The 15,966-nt window shown below is 48.4% G+C and carries 12 protein-coding genes; 1 reads left to right on the forward strand and 11 read right to left on the reverse strand.

All coding sequences use genetic code 11. From position 1 onward, the window contains the following. Positions 1 to 14: 14 nt before the first annotated feature. Positions 15 to 1,277, reverse strand: a complete 1,263-nt coding sequence (gene leuC, locus RHOM_RS07845) for a 3-isopropylmalate dehydratase large subunit (RefSeq protein WP_014079758.1) — start codon at positions 1,275 to 1,277, stop codon at positions 15 to 17. Between the two features lie 198 nt (positions 1,278 to 1,475). On the opposite strand from leuC, the gene RHOM_RS07850 reads away from it, so the two are divergent. After that, positions 1,476 to 2,366: a LysR family transcriptional regulator gene (locus tag RHOM_RS07850; protein WP_014079759.1), complete on the forward strand. Its 891-nt coding sequence runs from the start codon at positions 1,476 to 1,478 to the stop codon at positions 2,364 to 2,366. Positions 2,367 to 2,432: 66 nt separating this feature from the next. Here the strand turns inward: RHOM_RS07850 and RHOM_RS16520 are convergent, their stop codons facing one another. The 10 genes from RHOM_RS16520 to RHOM_RS07900 all read right to left on the reverse strand — a co-directional run bounded on the left by RHOM_RS16520 (position 2,433) and on the right by RHOM_RS07900 (position 15,805). Next, a complete protein-coding gene (locus tag RHOM_RS16520; RefSeq protein ID WP_014079760.1) occupies positions 2,433 to 3,083 on the reverse strand; it encodes a helix-turn-helix domain-containing protein in 651 nt (216 codons plus the stop codon). 144 nt (positions 3,084 to 3,227) lie between these two features. Then, on the reverse strand, positions 3,228 to 4,247 hold the full coding sequence (locus tag RHOM_RS07860; protein WP_014079761.1) for a lysozyme inhibitor LprI family protein: 1,020 nt from the start codon (positions 4,245 to 4,247) through the stop codon (positions 3,228 to 3,230). A gap of 71 nt (positions 4,248 to 4,318) precedes the next feature. Further along, positions 4,319 to 5,671 carry an MATE family efflux transporter gene (locus RHOM_RS07865; protein ID WP_014079762.1) on the reverse strand — a complete coding sequence of 451 codons (1,353 nt, stop codon included), beginning with the start codon at positions 5,669 to 5,671 and terminating at the stop codon, positions 4,319 to 4,321. Between the two features lie 3 nt (positions 5,672 to 5,674). Beyond that, positions 5,675 to 8,092, reverse strand: a complete 2,418-nt coding sequence (gene leuS, locus RHOM_RS07870) for a leucine--tRNA ligase (protein ID WP_014079763.1) — start codon at positions 8,090 to 8,092, stop codon at positions 5,675 to 5,677. Positions 8,093 to 8,715: 623 nt separating this feature from the next. After that, entirely contained in the window at positions 8,716 to 9,738 is a 1,023-nt protein-coding gene (gene ilvC, locus RHOM_RS07875; RefSeq protein WP_014079764.1) for a ketol-acid reductoisomerase, read from the reverse strand. 73 nt (positions 9,739 to 9,811) lie between these two features. After that, positions 9,812 to 10,336 carry an acetolactate synthase small subunit gene (gene ilvN, locus RHOM_RS07880; RefSeq protein ID WP_014079765.1) on the reverse strand — a complete coding sequence of 175 codons (525 nt, stop codon included), beginning with the start codon at positions 10,334 to 10,336 and terminating at the stop codon, positions 9,812 to 9,814. A 127-nt stretch (positions 10,337 to 10,463) separates the two neighbouring features. Then, positions 10,464 to 10,649: a permease gene (locus RHOM_RS07885; RefSeq protein WP_242823175.1), complete on the reverse strand. Its 186-nt coding sequence runs from the start codon at positions 10,647 to 10,649 to the stop codon at positions 10,464 to 10,466. Between the two features lie 94 nt (positions 10,650 to 10,743). Beyond that, positions 10,744 to 12,891 (reverse strand): YhgE/Pip domain-containing protein, encoded by a 2,148-nt coding sequence (locus tag RHOM_RS07890; protein WP_014079768.1) that lies wholly within the window; start codon positions 12,889 to 12,891, stop codon positions 10,744 to 10,746. Then, complete coding sequence (locus RHOM_RS07895; protein WP_242823176.1) at positions 12,884 to 13,468, reverse strand: hypothetical protein; 585 nt, start codon at positions 13,466 to 13,468, stop codon at positions 12,884 to 12,886. Before RHOM_RS07895 ends, RHOM_RS07890 begins: the two co-directional genes overlap by 8 nt. 15 nt (positions 13,469 to 13,483) lie before the next feature. Then, on the reverse strand, positions 13,484 to 15,805 hold the full coding sequence (locus tag RHOM_RS07900; protein WP_014079770.1) for a YhgE/Pip domain-containing protein: 2,322 nt from the start codon (positions 15,803 to 15,805) through the stop codon (positions 13,484 to 13,486). Positions 15,806 to 15,966: the final 161 nt, after the last annotated feature.

A 15,966-nucleotide genomic window follows, 5' to 3' on the forward strand; every position in this document is an offset into this window, starting at 1 on the left:
TCTCCTTTCCTCGCCTATGCAATCTCATCCGGTCCGGATAACTTTCCGGTGATGGCGCTTGCCGCCGCCACAGCCGGACTTGCCAGATAGATCTCAGACTCCACGTGTCCCATTCTGCCGACAAAGTTCCGGTTTGTCGTGGAGACACATCTCTCATGTTCCGCAAGGATACCCATATAACCGCCCAGACACGGTCCGCAGGTAGGCGTCGAAACGACTGCCCCCGCCTCAATAAAGGTCTTTAACAAACCCTCTTCCATCGCATCCAGATAAATCTGCTGTGTTGCCGGGATCACGATCACGCGCAGTCCCTTTGCCACCCTGTGTCCTTTCAGAATCGATGCCGCCACGCGCAGATCGTCCATTCTGCCGTTGGTGCAGGAGCCAATGACCACCTGGTCAATCTTGATCTCTCCCACCTCGTCGATCGTGTGCGTGTTCTCCGGCAGATGCGGAAATGCAACCGTCGGCTTTAACGTGCTAAGATCAATCGTAAATTCCTGCTCATACTCGGCATCCTCATCCGCCTCATAGATAACATACGGGCGCTTAGAATGCTTCTCCATATACTGCTTCGTCAGATCGTCGACAGGGAAAATGCCGTTCTTGCCGCCCGCCTCAATCGCCATATTTGCAATGGTAAAACGGTCGTCCATGGAAAGATACTGTATGCCATCCCCGACAAATTCCATGGATTTGTACAGAGCACCATCCACACCGATCATGCCGATGATATGTAAGATGATGTCCTTACCGCTGATCCACTTTGCCGGCTTTCCGGTCAGGTTAAACTTGATGGCAGCAGGCACCTTAAACCACGCTTTTCCGGTTGCCATACCGGCAGCCATATCCGTGCTGCCGACGCCTGTGGAAAATGCGCCGAGCGCCCCGTAGGTACAGGTATGTGAATCCGCTCCGATGATGACATCTCCCGCCACCGTGAGTCCTTTCTCCGGAAGCAGCGCGTGCTCGATTCCCATCTCTCCCACATCAAAATAATTCGTAATGTCATGGCGGCAGGCAAATTCACGGACACATTTGCAGTGCTGCGCAGACTTAATGTCCTTATTCGGCACGAAATGATCCAGCACGAGCGCGATCTTGTCCTTGTCAAAAACGCCGTCCACCTTCATCTTATCCATCTCATGAATCGCCACCGGCGATGTAATATCATTTCCGAGAACCAGATCCAGATCTGCCTCAATGAGCTGCCCTGCACAGACAGACGGAAGTCCGGCATGTGCCGCAAGAATCTTCTGTGTCATTGTCATACCCATATTCTATCCCCTCCTACTATCAAACTCTATTTTCGTGTGTGTGTAATATTCATCTGATTCGTGACTATTTTATCATAGCACATACTATAATAAAAATACATAATAAATATATTTACCATAACATTAATTCATGATATACTTTTGTCAGAACAGATACAAATATCTATGAAATCAACACCCCCAAGGAAAGGAACTATTATGAACCAGAATCTTTCATCCTATCGGATTTTTTATACGGTAGCCAACACAGGCAATATCTCCAAGGCTGCCAAGGAGCTTTACATCAGCCAGCCCGCCATCAGCAAATCCATCCAGAAGCTCGAGGAAAGCGTCGGCTGCCGTCTCTTTTCCCGCAGTTCCCGCGGCGTAGTATTAACCGACGAGGGACAGCTGCTCTACGAGCATGTCAAGACTGCCTTTGAGACGCTCACACTCGGGGAAGAAAAGTTAAAGCGCTCGATTGAGCTTGGGGTCGGTCACTTGAAGATCGGTGTCTCCGCAACCCTTTGCAAATACATGCTGCTTCCCTACTTAAAGGAATTCATCCGGCAGAATCCGCATATCACGATCTCCATCCACTGTCAATCCACGAACGACACTTTAAAGCTGCTCGAGGATGACAAAATCGATATCGGTCTGATCGGGAAGCCGGACAATGTAAAGAATATACATTTTGACTATCTGGAAGAGATCGAGGATATTTTTGTGGCGACCAAAGACTATCTGCGCAATCTGCATGCCCGTGGCGTCCGCAAAGACGAGATCCTCACATCCTCCACACTGATGCTCTTAGACCAGAACAACATGACACGCCAGTACATCGACGATTATCTGCAGGAGAATCATATCGTTGTTCACGATTCCATCGATATCTCCAGCATGGATCTGCTGATTGATTTCGCCAGGATCGGCGTCGGCGTCGCCTGCGTCATCAAAAGCTTCGTGCAGGACGATCTCGCCTCCGGTGCCCTCGTGGAGATTCCACTCGGCATTCCGATTCACAAGCGCGAGGTTGGTTTCGCCTACCGCACCAACAGCAAACCTTCCAAATCGCTCAATGAGTTCATTCAGTTCTATCAGAATTTTTAAAGGAAACTCTCCGCTATTTGCAAATAAACAGCGGAGATTTTTTCTTTTATAGCCCAACTAGCGATTCTACTCATCCTCCACTTTCTCCATAGAAAAAATCCCTTGTATATATTCGTTTTCTTTCAAAGTTCTATTTTTCCAATCCTCCCGGTAAAAAAAGCGGATCTCATCTCCTTCCTTACCATCCACCGGGTGCTCCAGATACCATGGTTCTGTCAGACTGATGTCATAAACTCCGCTGCGTCCTTTGGCATCCGTTACCTTTCCTCTAACTTCCCAATAATCTTCATGAACCTCAAGAATAGTTGCATCCATGCTGACCATATATACTGCAAATTTCTCTTTCAGGCTTTTGCCGATACCCAGACCTGCAACCACCACTAACAGCGCCGCCATAATCATCAACAGTCCCCGGTATCTTTTCTTTTTTTGCCGGACTTCATTTGCTGCCACTGCAATGCCATCCTCAAATATAGCTGTACTGACTTTTCCCTCTTCCTTTGGCAGTTTTTCTCCTGCAAACAACTCTGCCACCGTCACATCAAGTGCTTCTGCGAGCGCTTCCCAGACTGCAATGTCTGGAAATGCCTTTCCCTGCTCCCATTTGGATATCGTTTTGTCCGACAGATTCAGGATCTTTGCAAGTTCAAGCTGTGTCATCTGTTTTTCTTTTCTAAGTGTCCGGACAAATCCTCCAAACGTCACATTATCAATCATTCATCCTCTCTCCTTTCTGTTTCTATTCTACTACATCTGCCACATTTTTTCACTCTACTCCAAGTAGAATAACAAAAAACAGGAATATTCCGCCCTGTATGCCAGAAAGAGAACGATTCCTGTTTTTTTATATCATCTTTTTATTTAATTTTTCAAATACTCCAACAATTCCCTGCAGCGTTCTTCGGTGAGATCATTTAGCTTTATGTTGACATCCATCTCTGCCGAAGAACCATTGTTTGCCGCTCTGATCTTTTCCGCCTCCGCCTCTTTTTCCGTGATCCAGCTTTTTTGTTCTTCCAGAATCTGAGAGAATTCTGTCTCATCTGAATTATATTTCACGATGTGCCAGATCTGGTTTAAGCTATCGTCACTATTCTGGTACATCTGCGCCGTAATCTCATTCATTTCCTGCTGCGTTGAGGCACTCTGTAATTGCTGTTCCAGTTCGTCGTTGTAGCTCAACAGACTATTATATATTCCCTGCGCTTCCTCTGACGCGGTTGACCTCTCATAGGAATAAATTCCATATTCATTCGGCTCATTGACGATCACCGTCATCGTCAGTTCCGTTTCGCTCTCATTTCCCGCTGCAATCCAGAACCATTCGTCTTCCGTCAGCTTTTCTCTCGGCGTACCCGGCAGATAGATCCGGAAGGTATCCGTTCCCTCCAGACCATAGACATCCGTGTAAACATAAAGCATATCATCCAGAATCTCTGTATCTCCGACCGTATTCTGATAGGAAATATCCGCAAGTGACATCTCATAAGTATCGTCGTCTACCTTCGTTAAGTTCGTGAAATGTCCTGAAAAATTGCAGTAATACATGGTTCCATTCGGATAGCCATCCCCGGTATCCCCCATATCTGAATCGTGATATACGCCGGAAAAAGAGCCATCCTTCTCAATGGTAAAATCCGTTGACCATCCACCTGCACCACTGCAAAATTCAAACTGCAGCGCTGCAAGATCTGCGAAAGTGAGTCCCGTCTCTGCATGTTCTGACTCTGTTGTCTGTAATTCTGCCTCTTCGCTTCCTTCTGTATCCGTCTGCTCCGGTGCCTGTCCTTCTTCTCTTGTCTCTGATGCAGTCTCACTTTTCTGTTCTGCATCTGCGTTCGACGTGTTTTTTTCTTCACTTCCGCAGCCTGCCATACCCATACATAAAGCCCCTGCCACCAGCAGCCATTCTGCCCATTTTTCATCGCTTTTTCCCCATGTTCTACATTTTCTTATCTCTGTTCTGCCCGTTCAAAATTGTGAATCCAGTCCGCTTTCAGGAAATACACAAGGAAAATAATCGAGCTGATCGACCACGTCAGCGGATACGCCCAGAAGATCACCTGGATCTTCGGAATAAAATGCACGGTTATCGTAATGTATGTGATCCGGATGATACACCATGAAACCAGCATCACGAACATCGGCACCGCGGATTTTCCCGCACCGCGCATGATTCCGGCAATACAGTGTGAGAACGCCAGGAAACAGTAAAACAGCGCCTCCACGTGTGCCTGCCGCGTTGCAAATCCCACAACCTCGGCACTGCTGTCAAAGGCTGCCGCCAGGTACGGGATCAGCATATACACGATCACGCCGACCAGTTCCGCAAGTGTCATGGAACAGACAATCCCGAACGCCGCGCCTTTTTTTGCCCGGTCATACTGCCTTGCGCCCAGATTCTGCCCGATAAACGTTGTGAGTGCCATCGCAAAACAGGTAATCGGCAGGAAGGCAAAACCTTCGATCTTGGAATACACACCGCAGCCTGCGACTGCCATCACGCCAAACTTGTTAATATTGGACTGCACCACGATGTTGGCAATCGAAATAATCGAGTTCTGCAGACCGGAGGGCAGACCAAAGCTGATAATCTGCCGAAGCTGCGCCGGATGAAACCGGATCTCCCGTATTTTTACCTGATAAATATCGTTCGTGCGCACCAGCCGGATAAAACAGAGCAGCGCACTCGCCGCCTGTGAGATTGCCGTGGCAAGCGCCGCCGATCCGACGCCCATTCTAAGGACACCGACAAACAGCAGATCCAGCACAATGTTCACGATCGAAGAAAAAATCAGATAATACAGCGGATGCCTGCTGTCTCCCACCGCCTGCAGAATGCCCATCACAATGTTATACATGACAAATGCAAGCGATCCCGCAAAATAAATGCGGAAATACAGGATTGAATTCGGCAGTACCGACTCCGGCGTCCCCATGAGCACCAGAATCTGCGGTGCCAAAAACATGCCGATCACGGTGAGCAAAAGTCCTGAGACAAGTCCGAATGCCACATCCGTATGCACCGCTTTTTTCAGATTCTCATAGTCTCTCGCCCCGAAGTATTTGGAGATCACAACGCCTGCGCCAACGGCAATTCCGTTAAAAAATCCTACCAGAAGAAAAATAAGACTTCCGGATGAACTGACAGCGGCAAGCGCATCGCTGCCCAGGAAATTGCCGACGATCAGGGAATCGACGGTATTATATAACTGCTGAAATAAATTTCCCAAGAAGAGAGGGATTGCAAATGCTACAACCCCTTTCCAGATGGAACCTTCTAAAAGCTTCGTTCCTTTTTCCATATCTTATTTCATTACAATGTTGACAATTCTTCCCGGAACATAGATTTCTTTTACGATGTTGCCGGTGAGCTTATCTGCGATGGATTCCTTTGCCTTGGCAATGACATCCTCCTTCGCGTCATCTCTTCCGATTGCCAGCGTTCCTTTCGTCTTTCCGTTGATCTGCACTGCAATCTCAACGGTATTTTCTACGGTCTTCGCTTCCTCGTACTCCGGCCAGGTCTGCTCATATACATAGCCGCTGCCGCCGATAATCTGCCAGAGTTCCTCTGTGATATGCGGTGCTACCGGATTTAAGAGAATGAGCAGGGTCTTGTACTCGCCCTTTGTGATGGAGCCCTTCTTTGTAAAATCATTGAGCAGCGCCATCATTGCTGCGATCGCCGTGTTGTACTTCAGATTCTCATAATCACTGCTTACCTTCTTGATCGTCTGATGCATCTTTGTCTCAAGATCCGAAGAGTATCCCTCCTCGTTGGTCATGATATCCTGCAGTTTCCAGATACGCTCCAGGAAGCGGCGGCATCCCTTGACGCCATCTTCCGACCAGGAAGCGCTCAAATCAAACGCACCGATGAACATCTCATAGGTTCTTAACGTATCGGCACCGTACTCTCTTACGATATCGTCCGGGTTTACGACGTTTCCTCTGGACTTACTCATCTTCTCGCCGTTCTCACCCAGAATCATGCCGTGGGAAGTACGCTTCTGGTAAGGCTCCGGACACGGAACAACCCCCTGATCGTAGAGGAACTTATGCCAGAATCTGGAGTAGAGCAGATGAAGTGTCGTGTGCTCCATACCGCCGTTGTACCAGTCAACCGGCATCCAGTATTTTAACGCCTCTTTGCTTGCGAGTGCCTCGTCGTTGTGCGGATCGGTATATCTTAAGAAATACCAGGAAGATCCCGCCCACTGTGGCATGGTATCTGTCTCACGCTTTGCCGGACCGCCGCAGCACGGGCAGGTGGTGTTCACCCAGTCCGTCATTGCAGCTAACGGCGATTCTCCGTTGTCGGTCGGCATATAACTCTCCACCTCCGGAAGCATCAGCGGAAGTTCGCTCTCATCGATCGGAACGTAACCGCACTTATCGCAGTGTACGATCGGAATCGGCTCGCCCCAGTAACGCTGGCGGGAGAATACCCAGTCTCTCAGCTTGTAGTTGGTCTTCGCGGTACCGATCTTCTTCTCCTCTAAGAACGCGATCATCTTTGCCTTGGCGTCCTTGACCTCAAGTCCATTTAAGAAATCCGAATTGATCAGAACACCGGTTGCCACATCTGTAAATGCAGCCGCATTGATGTCTACTTCCTCGCCGTTCTTTGCAACGACCTGAATTAACGGCAGGTTGAATTTCTTGGCAAATTCCCAGTCACGCTCATCGTGCGCCGGCACTGCCATGATCGCTCCGGTTCCGTAGGACATCAGAACATAATCGGAAATCCAGATCGGAATCTCCTTGCCGTTGACCGGATTGATCGCGGTCAGACCTTCGATCTGCACGCCTGTCTTCTCCTTGGCAAGCTCTGCACGCTCAAAATCAGACTTCTTCGCTGCCTCGTCGCGGTATGCCGCAATCGCATCCCAGTTTTTCAGTTCATCCTTGTATTTGTCGATGATCGGATGCTCCGGGGATACAACCATGTAAGTAACACCAAACAATGTATCGCAGCGGGTCGTGTATACACGAAGCTTATCCTCCTTGCCCTTGATGGAGAAATCCACCTCGGCGCCCTGGGATTTGCCGATCCAGTTCTTCTGGGATACCTTGACGCGCTCAATGTAATCCACGTGATCCAGTCCCTCGATCAGCTTCTCGGCATAATCGGTAATCTTTAACATCCACTCGCTCTTTACCTTGCGGACAACCGGAGCTCCACAGCGCTCGCAGACACCGTTGACAACCTCCTCGTTTGCAAGACCGACCTTGCAGGAAGTACACCAGTTGATCGGCATCTCTTTTTTGTAAGCGAGGCCTGCCTTAAACAGCTTTAAGAAAATCCACTGCGTCCACTTGTAATAGGACGGATCTGTCGTATTGATCTCTCTGTCCCAGTCAAAGGAATATCCGAGTGAATGTAACTGCTCCTTAAAACGCTTCACGTTATTCTCGGTAACGATCTTCGGATGAATCTTATTCTTGATCGCATAGTTCTCGGTCGGCAGACCAAATGCATCCCATCCCATCGGATAAAGCACATTGTATCCCTGCATACGGCGCTTTCTTGCCACAATATCGAGTGCCGTGTACGGTCTCGGATGTCCTACGTGCAGTCCCTGTCCGGACGGATACGGGAACTCCACCAGTGCATAATATTTCGGCTTGCTGTAATCGTCTGTCGCCGCAAAAGCCTTGTTGTCATCCCAGACTTTCTGCCATTTTTTCTCGACAACTTTGTGATTGTAAAGTTCTGACATCTTCTCTCTCCTCATCTTTCATTAACGCTTGAAATAACAAAAAAACTCCGTCTCCCGACATCTGCCGTAAGAGACGAAGTAACGCTACTCCGTGGTACCACTCTGCTTCGCACCGCGCTATGCGCAGGTACGCACTTATCATTCTTAACGCGAATCACACGCTCTGCCTTACACACCGCTGGCGCTGCCACTGGCTTCCGGCAAAGGACTCAAAGGCGAGTTGGGAACTTCCAAATACCGTCTCACACCACCCGGCGGCTCTCTGTCATTCTTCCGTTCTTAATGCTCCTTCTCACGGTCACATACTTTGATTCATTTTATGCATGAACATGATTTATTTTAACATACTGGATGTATTTGTCAACCGGATTTTGGCATCCACATAAAAAAGAATCTCGCTTGCGAGATTCTCCGCGCGCTCGCGTTTCGCAAAGCGATATTTTCCTTACCGCGAGCTGCGCATCCTCGCGGAGCGTTTTTTATTTCATAGGAAAGTTCCACTTTCACACATGAATGTATCACGGTATTTCCTATGAAATAAAAAATCTGCCGCCGGAAGCACTTCGCACTCCATGCGGCAGATTCTCTATTCTTTTTGCGGATTCATTCTCCGCTCTTAGCTCTTAGTTGTTGATCAGCTTGTCAGCCTCGTTGTTCCAGCTGTAAAGCTTACGGATCTCCTTGCCGACCTGCTCTGACGGATGCTCGGAAGCAAGCTTTCTCATCGCCTTAAAGTGAACCTGTCTTCCTGCCGGAGACATATCCAGTAAGAACTCTTTTGCAAAGGTTCCGTCCTGAATGTCGGAGAGGATCTTCTTCATTGCCTTCTTGGTGTCCTCTGTGATGATCTTCGGTCCGGTGATGTAATCGCCGTACTCAGCCGTGTTGGAGATAGAATATCTCATTCCCTCGAAACCTGACTGGTAGATCAGATCTACGATCAGCTTCATCTCATGGATACACTCGAAGTATGCATTTCTCGGATCATATCCTGCCTCGCAGAGTGTCTCAAAGCCTGCCTGCATGAGTGCACACACACCACCACAGAGAACTGCCTGCTCACCGAAAAGATCGGTCTCGGTCTCGGTGCGGAAGGTTGTCTCAAGCACGCCAGCTCTTGCTCCGCCGATGCCAAGTGCATAGGCAAGCGCCAGATCCTGTGCCTTGCCGGTCGCATCCTGCTCTACAGCGATCAGACACGGAGTACCCTTTCCTGCCTGGTACTCGGAACGAACGGTATGTCCCGGAGCCTTCGGAGCGATCATGGTAACATCGACATTCTTCGGCGGTACGATACATCCAAAATGAATGTTGAATCCATGTGCGAACATTAACATATTGCCTTCCTCAAGGTTCGGCTCGATGTCGTTTTTGTAAAGATCCGCCTGCTTCTCATCATTGATCAGGATCATGATGATGTCGGCTTTCTTTGCTGCCTCTGCAGCTGTATATACTTCAAATCCCTGCTCCTCTGCCTTCTTCCAGGACTTGCTGCCCTTGTAGAGACCGATAATGACCTTGCATCCGGAATCTCTTAAGTTCAATGCGTGTGCATGTCCCTGGCTTCCGTATCCAATGATGGCAATGGTCTTACCATCCAACAGTGAAAGGTTACAGTCTTCCTGATAAAATATTTTTGCTGACATATCTTTTTCCTCCATTTTTTATACATAGCAGCAGCATCTGTGATGTCTGCCGCTCGTTCACAATTAGTATGTATTACAAACTCTGCAGATGTCCGTTTTCGTCGATCATCTTCACATCGGCAGTTCCTCTGGACAGACCGGTACTTCCCGTTCTTGCCAGTTCCAGGATCTCATACCCCTGCAGCAGATCCAGAAATGCTTCCAGCTTATCCTGATGCCCGGTAAGCTCAATCACCATGGAATCGTGTGTCACATCGACAATCTTGCCGTGGAAAATCTCCGTCACATTTAAAATCGGCTGGCGTTCCGTATCTCTGGCGCGTATCTTGACCATAATCAGCTCGCGCGTCACAGACGAGCCCGGCTCCAGCTTCTTAATGTCAACCACATCCTCAAGCTTGGCAAGCTGCTTTTCAATCTGCTCTAAAATCTGTTCATCCCCGCTCGCCACAATCGTAATCCGCGTATAGCGCGGATCCGCTGTCACTCCCGAGGAAAAACTGTCAATGTTGTAGCCTCTGCGGCTGAACAGCCCCGAAATATGACTCGTCACACCCGGATTATTCTCGACCAGAAGCGATAATACCTGTCTTCTCATTTAAGAAAACCTTCCTTACTATCTGAAATTACACATCACACTTACCATTGATAATAACAATGTACATTTTTTTTTGTCAATATCCGAACAAAAAATGGGTATACCTATTAGGAATACCCAAAATAACTTAAAAACTTCTCAATACTTCCGTAATCATCCAGATAACCGCTGCCGCAGTCAGCCATCCCCCAATCGTGCGGGTGCGCTTCTCGGTCTCCGGCTTACCCCGGTCATCTTTTCTTGTACATGCCCCGGGAGCTGCCACCATGAGCAGCCCCGTGAGTAAAAGAACCATTTGTATCAAACGCATCATAATCTGCTCCCTGTTGCTATATCATCTTCTTCGCGCTGCTTTTTGCGCATCTGAAGTTCCGCAGGAACTTCTAATATGAACTCGTCAGAGTTCATTATATCATAACTCCGGATCCCTCTTTGTTCTTCTCGATAATATGATTGAGTTTGCGGAACGGAATTGCCACTACAAGTCCGATAAACAGTGAAATCAATACATAGATACCGAGCGCTCCGAGATCCTTCCAGTAATCCATCTTATAAAGTCCGCCGATCGTCTCCCTCATGGCATTCATGCCGTACGGGAACGGCAGATACTTATAGAGCATCTGGTATACCTTCGGCAGCGTCTCAATCGGGAACGTCCCGCCGGCACCGGCTACCTGGATTACCATGACCACAATCGCTAGCGCCTCACCGACATTGCCGAATGCCACGGTCAGTGAGTAAATAAACAGGGTAAATACCAGGCTCGCCACAGCGCCTGCCAGCCAGAATAATACCGGGTGATGGCACTGGATTTTAATATAAAACAGGTTGCCCAGAACCGTTAAAAGCGTCTGTGTCTGCCCCACCAGGAAAAAGATCATGTATCTTCCGAAATACTCCTGGTACGGCTTCACATTTTCGACGCCCTCAACCGGATGCACCTTCACGTGGATGATCGCAACCAGAATCAGCGCTCCTACCCAGAGAGCGAGGATCGTGTAGAACGGAGACATCGCCGAGCCGTAGTTTTCAATCTCATAGATACCGACCGTCTCCAGATTTACCGGGGAAGAAATAAAGGCTCCCAGCTCCTCCGGATTACTCTTTACGATTTCAAGCAGCTCCTGATACTGGTCATTCTGCTGTAAGCTTACCAGATCCGCCGTGACGCTGTTTAGCTTGGCGAGAAGCTCCTGCGCCATGGACAGTGATCCGCCAAGGCTGTTGCTTCCACGCTCAAGCGTGCTTTGATAATCGGAAAGTGCATTCTCCACACCGTTAAAATCGGCATCTACGCCGTCTAAAATACCCGCTGCGGCAATCATGGATTGCTGCATGGAGCTCATTGTGTTCTCTAACTTCGGCTTGACATTGTAAGCAAAATCATTGCGCAGTCCATCGACCGCTTTCTGGCAGTTTGCAATCTCCGTCACAATTTTATTACTGAGATTCCTTACCGTCTCCATCGATGTATCGGCATTGTTCTCCAGCGCTGTCAGGTCCGCAGTGATGATATCCAACTGCGTGCGGATTGCATTGATCTGCGCCTGCATATCCTCCGGCGCCGTATCCTCCCACCCGGATACCGAAGTATCAAACAGCTGCCTCACGTATGGCATCATCGCCGATAAGCCCTGTACCGTGACAGAAGTGCCCTGGGAATACTCCGAGAGACGGTTTAACGCATTGGTAATGACGGACGACACATTATTTAACGAATCGTTCATCATGTCAAAGCTGTACGACACCATATCCGCCGTCGAACTCACCGTGCTGTTGCCCGCAACCAGCAGACTCTCCATGCTGTTGATGGATGCCTGACCGTTGGAAACCATGTTGTTCACATTCGGAAGCATGGTCTGACTCGCCTCCACAATACTCTGGGCGGAATTCATAATGCTGACAAACGAGTTCAATATATTGATGTAACTCTGTAGGTCGCTGCTTAAATTATTGAGTCTTACCAGAACACTCTCCGCCGGATCGGAATCTTCCGCATCCACATCTGAGAGGGCGTTCGTCACCTTCATCGTGGTCTCTGCAAGGGTACTCACCACCGTGCTGTTTACCTGCTCCTGCACAGCCGTCTTGGCCTTCTGTGTGATCTTGGAGGCAATGGCGTTTTTCTTGGCATTCTCATAATAGATAATATCCGGATGATCCACCTCTCCGCCGAGGAAACTGATCATATCTTCCGTAAAATTCTCCGGGATGATGAGCGCCGCATAATAACTTCCATCATAGACGCCGTCGATCGCCTCATCGGTCGTATCCGTAAACACCCAGCCCATCGTCGTGTTCGACTCAAGCGCAGAGATGACACTGCTTCCAACATTTACACTGTTCCCTAAAATTGTGACTCCCTCGTCGTCCGACGCCACCGCGATCTTAAGATTTCTGGTTGCGGACGGTCCGTACGGATCCCAGTTTGACAAAATATTAAACCATGCATACAAAGACGGCAGAATACAGAGTCCCAGGATCACAACGACAGCCACCACGTTGGTGCTGATGCGCTTGACATCGGCGAAAAAAATCTTAAATATATTACGCATTCTCCTTCACCTCCGTGTCCGCATCTTTCTGTGCATCTGCATCTTCCACAGCCTGTGCATCCGCATCTTTCTGTGCATCTGCATCTTCTACAGCCTGTGCATCCGCATCCTTTTGTTTCTCTGTCTCTTCCGCAGTCTGTGCCTTTTCCACAGTCTGCGTTTCTTCCCCGGATGCCTTAGTCTCAATCAGCCGGGTCTCCGCCTCTGAGTTTAATCCGTCGTCAATCCTCTGAATCACATTTCTGAGATTTCCCGGAACATTATCAATCTCCAGTCCGATGAGGGAATCCACGCGTGTCCCCTCGTCGTTGATCTCGCTTAACTTTTCCTGAAGGTTATAGTCCATATACTCCACCAGAATCAGATAGGCTGCCAGCAAAAACAGCGATACAATCCACAGAATCAGAAACACAACCTTATTGCTCTCTGTCCAGAACAGAAGGAACAGGAAGATCAACGGAATAATAATAATACACTTTAAACCGATACTGATTCTCTTTTGATTCTTCTCGTGAATCTTGCGCTCATACGTCACGAGCATCTCATACATCTGTTCGTATTTTTCTTTCTTTTCCATAAAATCTCCCATTTCCTACATCATTTCCGTATCTTCCATACGCTTTTCTACAAAATGATTGATCTTCACAAACGGAAGCCGGATCACAAGACCAATCAGAAGCGCCGCCACCGCAAAAAGCAGCAGTTCTCCCAGATACTTCATATAATCGCTTCCGTACATACCGCCAATCGTCTCACGCATTGCGTTGATGGCATACGGGAACGGGAAGAAGATATAAATCTTCTGATAAATCTCCGGAAGCGTCTCAATCGGGTACGTTCCGCCGGAACCTGCAATCTGGATAACCATGACTACGACCGCCGCCGCCTTGCCGACGTCGCCGAAAGCCAGCGCCATCGCATAGATAAACAGCGTAAAGGTAAAGCTTGCCAGTGCTGCCGTCAGCCAGAATAAGCCCGGATAGAGGATCTGGCAGTGGAGCAGATAAATATCTCCCAGAACAATAATCGCCGCCTGGATCTGCCCACACACAAAGAACAGCAGATATCTTCCGAAGAACAACTGATAGGACTTCGGGTTGGAAAGCCCTGCGGTATCCGGCTTCACTTTGATCAGTGCCACCAGAATCGTTCCTCCTACCCAGAGGGCAAGCACGGAATAGAACGGCGTCATCGCCGATCCGTAATTTGCAATCGCGTAGATCTCCTGTGTCGTCACCTGTACCGGTTCTGCAAAGAAGGCGCCGTAATCCTCCGGATCACCCTGCAAAAACTTCAGCAGTGCATCTACTTTTTCATCATCTTCCGCACTCTCCAACCGTTTGATCAGTTCCGTCAGCTTTGTGCTCACATTGTCAATCACGGTCTGGATCTGCTCAAGGCTCTCCGTCGTGTCACTGACCGTTGTCTGAATTCCGTCAAACACCACGCCCATATCATTTACTGCGGTATTTAAGTTATCCAGAAGCTTTGTCACATTGCCGAGCATCTGCGATACACTGTTTAACACTCCGTCCATCTGCGGAACAAGACTGTTGGTATACATATTCTTCAGATTGGTGATCGACTCGCTGCAGTTGTTTAACACCTGTGTCACGCTTGCCACAGATCTGTTCACCATATCCGCAACAATCTGACCGGAGCCGTCTGTACCACCGCCCTGCTGGAGCAAAGCATTTAATGCATTCTGAATATCCTCAGCACCATTGTTCATGCTGTTTAAGGTATTTAAGATCTCCTGAATCTGCTGATTCACCTCATCGGACACGATCGAATCTATGGAACCGCTCCCCTCCGTGGAGCCTGTTCCTTCTGTGGAGCCTGTTCCTTCTGTGGAACCTGTATCCTCCGTGGAGCCTGTTCCTTCCGTGGAGCCTGTGCCCTCCGTGGAGCCTGTGGTTCCCGATGAATTTGCCGCCTGATCTGCCAGACTCTTCTTCAACTGGTTTAACTGTCGGATCAGTTCCGCCGTATCGGTTGCCGTCTTGTTCAGATTGTCTGCCGTAGACTGCGCATTCTGCGCCAGGTTCGCGTTGTTGATATCCGTTGTGATGGAATTGATCGAATGATTGATGCCATCCAGTGTCGTCTGCACATTGCTGCTGAAATTCTCCAGTGAAGTTTTCGTGGAATTCAGATTGCTCTGCGAATTCTGGAAACTCTTCTCGCCATTCTGAATCTGGCTGCTGAGCTTCGGCAGTTCTCCGTCTGCGGTTTTGATCTCTGCCTCCAGCACTGCATTCGCCGAAATAAACTCATCAATCATATCACTGTAACCGATCAGATTGTTGTTCAGGTTGGTCAGTTTGCCCTCAAATTCGCTGAACACATCCTGATTCTCCATCTCAGAGGACAGTTCGTTCGTCTGTGTAAAAATGGTACTTGCAACCACCTCGATAAACTTCTCGTTGATGCTCTGCTTTACCGTCGATACAGCGGTATCCGTAATCTTGGTTGCAACCGCATTCCGTTTTTCATTCTCATAATATGTGATCGTCGGATTCTTAAAGTTCTCCTTGAACACATTATACATACTGTATGTAAAGCTATCGCTGATGATGACAGCCGCGTAGTAATCTCCGTTCCTGACACCTTCAAGTGCGGCATCCGAATCCTCAAGGAACACCCATCCGATCTTGGTATTCTCCTTCAGTTCCTCCACAACTTCATTGCCCATGTTCTCTGTCGTTCCATCCGAAAGGGTGTATCCTTTATCCTCCGACACGACCGCAATCTTGATATTGGAAGTATTCGCATAAGGATCCCAGTTTGAATAGATGTTAAACCATGCATACAGCGATGGAATGACACAGAGTCCCAGCGCAATAATCATTGCGAATGGATTCTTCACCAGTCCCTTAATGTCTTTTGCAAAAATACGCCATATATTCTTCATATAAATATTCCCGTTTCCCTTTCGTAGTTCCCTTTGCGTTCAAAAATCGCTAATATTATACCGTATATTGCTGTAAATTGGAACATACAAAATTCAGATGCTGTATAATACCGATACCAAAAAATCCTGCTTTCCTGTTACATAAAAAAACCTATCTCATA

This window comes from Roseburia hominis A2-183, from assembly GCF_000225345.1.
Lineage (GTDB): Bacteria > Bacillota > Clostridia > Lachnospirales > Lachnospiraceae > Roseburia > Roseburia hominis.

What these genes read in the sequence shown, in the direction of transcription:
- leuC (WP_014079758.1), bottom strand. Translation starts at nt 1,277, where the DNA reads ATGGGTATGACAATGACACAGAAGATTCTTGCGGCACATGCCGGACTT.
- leuS (WP_014079763.1), bottom strand. Translation starts at nt 8,092, where the DNA reads ATGTCAGAACTTTACAATCACAAAGTTGTCGAGAAAAAATGGCAGAAA.
- ilvN (WP_014079765.1), bottom strand. Translation starts at nt 10,336, where the DNA reads ATGAGAAGACAGGTATTATCGCTTCTGGTCGAGAATAATCCGGGTGTG.
- RHOM_RS07865 (WP_014079762.1), bottom strand. Translation starts at nt 5,671, where the DNA reads ATGGAAAAAGGAACGAAGCTTTTAGAAGGTTCCATCTGGAAAGGGGTT.
- RHOM_RS07900 (WP_014079770.1), bottom strand. Translation starts at nt 15,805, where the DNA reads ATGAAGAATATATGGCGTATTTTTGCAAAAGACATTAAGGGACTGGTG.
- RHOM_RS16520 (WP_014079760.1), bottom strand. Translation starts at nt 3,083, where the DNA reads ATGATTGATAATGTGACGTTTGGAGGATTTGTCCGGACACTTAGAAAA.
- ilvC (WP_014079764.1), bottom strand. Translation starts at nt 9,738, where the DNA reads ATGTCAGCAAAAATATTTTATCAGGAAGACTGTAACCTTTCACTGTTG.
- RHOM_RS07860 (WP_014079761.1), bottom strand. Translation starts at nt 4,247, where the DNA reads ATGGGTATGGCAGGCTGCGGAAGTGAAGAAAAAAACACGTCGAACGCA.
- RHOM_RS07885 (WP_242823175.1), bottom strand. Translation starts at nt 10,649, where the DNA reads ATGATGCGTTTGATACAAATGGTTCTTTTACTCACGGGGCTGCTCATG.
- RHOM_RS07890 (WP_014079768.1), bottom strand. Translation starts at nt 12,891, where the DNA reads ATGCGTAATATATTTAAGATTTTTTTCGCCGATGTCAAGCGCATCAGC.
- RHOM_RS07850 (WP_014079759.1), top strand. Translation starts at nt 1,476, where the DNA reads ATGAACCAGAATCTTTCATCCTATCGGATTTTTTATACGGTAGCCAAC.
- RHOM_RS07895 (WP_242823176.1), bottom strand. Translation starts at nt 13,468, where the DNA reads ATGGAAAAGAAAGAAAAATACGAACAGATGTATGAGATGCTCGTGACG.